This window comes from Cellulomonas citrea (genome assembly GCF_009829685.1).
Taxonomy (GTDB): Bacteria; Actinomycetota; Actinomycetes; order Actinomycetales; family Cellulomonadaceae; genus Cellulomonas; species Cellulomonas citrea.
In genome coordinates this window covers 1-2,365 of record NZ_VWSD01000256.1, presented here as the reverse complement: position 1 = coordinate 2,365, position 2,365 = coordinate 1, and the positions used below count along the sequence as shown (strand labels likewise).

The 2,365-nt window shown below is 76.3% G+C and carries 4 protein-coding genes; 3 read left to right on the top strand and 1 reads right to left on the bottom strand.

Features of this window, described 5'->3' with window-relative positions; genetic code table 11:
• Window positions 1–141: 141 nt before the first annotated feature.
• The 3 genes from F2B26_RS15860 to F2B26_RS15850 are packed head-to-tail and all read left to right on the top strand — an operon-like array spanning window position 142 to window position 1,980.
• Window positions 142–432: an Rv1322 family protein gene (locus F2B26_RS15860; RefSeq protein WP_159811000.1), complete on the top strand. Its 291-nt coding sequence runs from the start codon at window positions 142–144 to the stop codon at window positions 430–432.
• Window positions 433–457: 25 nt separating this feature from the next.
• Window positions 458–1,216 (top strand): alpha/beta hydrolase, encoded by a 759-nt coding sequence (locus F2B26_RS15855; protein WP_159810998.1) that lies wholly within the window; start codon window positions 458–460, stop codon window positions 1,214–1,216.
• The gene (locus tag F2B26_RS15850) at window positions 1,213–1,980 is read left to right on the top strand and encodes an alpha/beta fold hydrolase (RefSeq protein ID WP_159810996.1); all 768 of its coding nucleotides are present in this window, start codon (window positions 1,213–1,215) and stop codon (window positions 1,978–1,980) included. The genes F2B26_RS15855 and F2B26_RS15850 overlap by 4 nt, the downstream gene beginning before the upstream one ends.
• Before the next feature lie 53 nt (window positions 1,981–2,033).
• Here F2B26_RS15850 and F2B26_RS15845 read toward each other — a convergent pair.
• Window positions 2,034–2,365 (bottom strand): hypothetical protein (locus F2B26_RS15845; protein WP_210766853.1); only part of this gene is annotated, 332 nt, incomplete at its 5' end.

Genomic DNA, 2,365 nt, shown 5'->3' with positions numbered 1-2,365 from the left:
CCCCCACCCCGGCGCAGCTGCTCGGACTCACCGACCGCGGCGAGCTGGCGGCCGGGCTGCGCGCCGATGTGCTTGTCACCGACGCCGACCTGCGTCCTCGGCGGGTGCTGCGCGCCGGGGTCGAGGTCGGGGCCTGAGCCCATGCCGTCCTCCCGGCGCTCGGGCAAGCGGCCGTACACGGCCGAGCACGTCGAGCTCGACCTGGACCGGGCGACCGGCGGCCGGTCGGCCGTGAGCGGTCCCGACGGCGAGTGGGTCGTGCAACGGGTGCGGGCCTCGGCCAAGCAGTACCGCTGCCCGGGCTGCTCCCAGGTGGTGGTCGACGTGGCCCACGTCGTCGTGTGGCGCACGGACGCCCTGGTCGGCGGTGGGGTCGAGGACCGCCGGCACTGGCACACGGCCTGCTGGGACCGCCGCGGGCAACGGCGTTGACCCGCGCTGACTAGGCTTCGACCCGATGCCCCCCACCTTGATCCGTTCGATGTCCGTGCTCCCCGCCGTGCGCGAGGAGGTCGAGTTGCACACGGCCGACGGCCTCACCCTGGTCGGCGAGCTGGCGCTGCCGGCCGAGCGTCCGCCGCGCGCCACGCTCGTGACGCTGCACCCGCTGCCCACGCACGGCGGGTTCATGGACTCCCATGTGCTGCGCAAGGCGGCCTGGCGGCTGCCCGCGTTGGCCGACCTCGCGGTGCTGCGCTTCAACACCCGTGGCACGGCGAGCCCGCGAGGGCGGTCGCAGGGCGAGTTCGACGGCGGCCGGGCCGAGGGTCATGACGTCGCGGCGGCGCTCGACCTGGTGACCGCGCGCGGTCTGCCGCACGTGTGGCTCGTCGGCTGGTCCTTCGGCACCGAGCTCGCGCTCATGCATGGTCGTGACCCGAGGGTGGAGGGGGCGGTGCTGCTGTCGCCGCCCTTGCGGCGGGCCGGCGACGACGACCTCGACGCCTGGGCAGCGTTCGGCCGCCCGCTGGTGGCCCTCGTGCCCGAGCACGACGACTACCTGCAGCCGCCCGAGGCCCGTCGCCGGTTCGCGCGGGTCGCCCAGGCCGAGGTGATCGGGGTCGACGGGGCCAAGCACCTGTGGGTCGGCGAGACCTCGGTGCGCCGGGTGCTCGACGAGATCGTGGCGCACGTCGCCCCGCAGGTCCCGGTGCCGCTGCCCACCACCTGGGACGGCGAGCTCGGGTCGGCGACGTCCGAGGAGGGAACGGCATGAGTCTGCACGTGCTGCGCGCACCGGTCGACGGCCACCCGCCGCTGCTCCTGCTGCACGCCTTTCCGCTCGACCACCGGATGTGGGCCGCGGCCGCCGCGGCGGTGCCGACCCCACGCGGTGTGCTGGCCGTCGACCTGCCCGACCGTGCGCGGCCCCCGGCCGAGCCCTCGCTCGACCAGGCGGCCGACGCCCTGGCGGCCAAGCTCGTGGGCGCTGGTGTGGGCCGCGTCGTGGTGGCAGGCCTGTCGATGGGTGGCTACCTCGCGCTGGCGCTGGTCGAGCGGCACCCGGACCTGGTCGCCGGGCTGGCGCTGGTCGACACCAAGACGACGGCCGACACGCCCGAGGCCGCCGCGCGCCGGCTGTCCATCGCGCAGCAGGTGCTCGAGGACGGCACCGTCGACGCGGTGCGACCGATGGTGACCGGGCTGCTGGGGGAGACCACGCAGGTCGCTCGTCCGGCTCTGGTGGCGCAGGTCGCCGGCTGGATCGGGGAGCAGCCGCCCGCGGTGGTGGCCTGGTGCCAGCGGGCGATGGCGGCCCGTCCGGACCGGACCGAGGTGCTCGCGGCCTACCGGGGGCCGGTCGCCGTCGTGGTGGGCGACGAGGACGGCCTCACCGGGGTGGACGTGGCCCAGGCGATGGCGCAGGTGGCGAGCGATGCCCAGCTCGTCGTGGTGCCCGCGGTCGGGCACCTGTCCGCCGTCGAGGATCCGGCTGCGGTCGGGCTGGTGCTGGCCGAGTTCGCCGGTCGCGCCGACTGACGGCAGGCGGGGACTGTCGGCGAGCGCGGACCGACGGCGCGCGGCCCGGAGGCTCAGCCCTGCGCGAGCACCCGGGCGATCGCATCCGCGAGGTCGATCGACTCCCCGTCGCGCCCGCCCGCACCGATCACCAGCGGCGGCTCGGACGGGGCCGGCTCGTACCGCCGCAGCCCCGCGAGCAGACCGCCGGGGCGCACGAGGACGTAGAACTGCCCGTCGGTGCCGACCGCGACCCGCCGGTCCCGACGCAGGTACCAGCCCTGCAGCCGGGTGCGGTGGGTGCGCCGTCCGTCCGGTTCGACCGTGCGCAGCGGCTCCGGCGCCGGGCCGTGCTCCAGCGCCCGGGTCGCCAGGTCCCGCAGCATGGCGCTGGCCTGATCGGCGT

Excerpts from the sequence above, each read along its gene's own strand:
- F2B26_RS15860 (WP_159811000.1), top strand. The coding sequence starts at position 142 with ATGCCGTCCTCCCGGCGCTCGGGCAAGCGGCCGTACACGGCCGAGCAC.
- F2B26_RS15850 (WP_159810996.1), top strand. The coding sequence starts at position 1,213 with ATGAGTCTGCACGTGCTGCGCGCACCGGTCGACGGCCACCCGCCGCTG.
- F2B26_RS15855 (WP_159810998.1), top strand. The coding sequence starts at position 458 with ATGCCCCCCACCTTGATCCGTTCGATGTCCGTGCTCCCCGCCGTGCGC.